The sequence below is a fragment of the Cupriavidus sp. 8B genome, assembly GCF_054589115.1.
Genome location: NZ_BAAILO010000295.1, coordinates 1 through 1,262 on the forward strand (window position 1 = coordinate 1; position 1,262 = coordinate 1,262).

At 57.1% G+C, this 1,262-nt stretch carries 1 protein-coding gene and 1 pseudogene; both read left to right on the forward strand.

The window, feature by feature from the left end; translation table 11 throughout:
• Window positions 1-340 (forward strand): annotated as a pseudogene (locus ACYP5B_RS29490) (hypothetical protein); the annotation flags it as partial.
• A gap of 526 nt (window positions 341-866) precedes the next feature.
• Window positions 867-1,262, forward strand: a 396-nt coding sequence (tnpA, locus tag ACYP5B_RS29495) for an IS66-like element accessory protein TnpA (RefSeq protein ID WP_459572017.1), incomplete at its 3' end; no start/stop codon positions are given.

The following is a 1,262-nucleotide window of genomic DNA, read 5'->3' on the forward strand; positions in this document are numbered from 1 at the left end:
GGCTTCCGGACCTTCAGAGCGACAGAAATCGCGCTATATCATGCACTTGGCAATCTCCCCGAGCCTCCGTCCACCCACACTTTTTTCTGACGAACCGAAATTCGAGCAGTGGGGCAAGGACAGTTTCAAGCGGGAGCTCGTGTATTCTGGAGTCTCGCAGAACACGATCTCAATTCTCTACCGCGAGTTTCAGGACGACATGGCGCGGCCGGCCTTCTCGCAAGAACTGAAATATGACCTCGCGCAAGGAAAAGTCATCGGATACAAAGGCGCTAGATTTGAAGTGCTGAAAGCAGACAACCTGCAAATTCAATACAAGGTGATGCGGTCGCTTGATTAAGGTAGCGCTAAGATGGTATCCCTTTGATTTCGATGCAATCTACCGGGGTAGCTTCCCCTAGCATTCATGCGGGTTTCCGGCTGGCACCCACAAAAAATAGCAATAAAATCAATAACTTGCTGACTGGTCCATCTGGTCCATTCCCCGCATCCACAGATATACCGATCGCAGCGGGGGCTTGGCGGCGGGGAGGGGCGGTAAGCCTCCGAAAAGCTGAGTCGCGGCCACCGGACGACCTCAACTCTCGCCGGCCGGACCCAGAGGTATGAATTCTATGGCACCGCCCTGTGAGCCACTTTCAAAGCAGAATGGTTATGCCGTACGCCACTGCGAACGTGAGTCGGACTGGAGCGCCGCGGTGGGCATGAGCCGATGCGCATAGCGGGCGATGGGAAACTCAAAAGTGCCTCGCAGATTGATTCCCTCAAGATGGGTGGGCCCTATATGCCGAAGATCGTAAGCGAGTCGCCAGCACCGTCTGTACCGTTCAGTAGAGTGGCGCCAAAGTAGTTCCCACCAAATAGTGATGGGAACTACTTTGTCACAGTTACAGGAAGAACCAGTCGTCGGCAGTCGCAAAGGCCGGCCGAACCACAGCGAGGAATTCAAGCGGCGGTTGGCAACCGCAGCGTGTGAGCCGGGTGTCTCGGTATCGAAATTGGCGTGCGAGCACAGCATCAACGCGAACATGCTGTTCACCTGGCGCCGACGCTATCGAATGGAGCCGCGCCAGGAAGCCGCGGTGTTGTTGCCAGTGACCGTTGAACACCCAAGCTCGCCACCCGGTCCGATGCCAATGAGTCCGGCCGCTGCGGTTTGCGAGCCGACGCCGCCGCACGGCGCCATTGAGATCCGTTTGGGCCGAGCGGTGATTCGCATTGAAGGGGCAGTCGACCCGGCCACGTTGCGTACCGTACTGGAC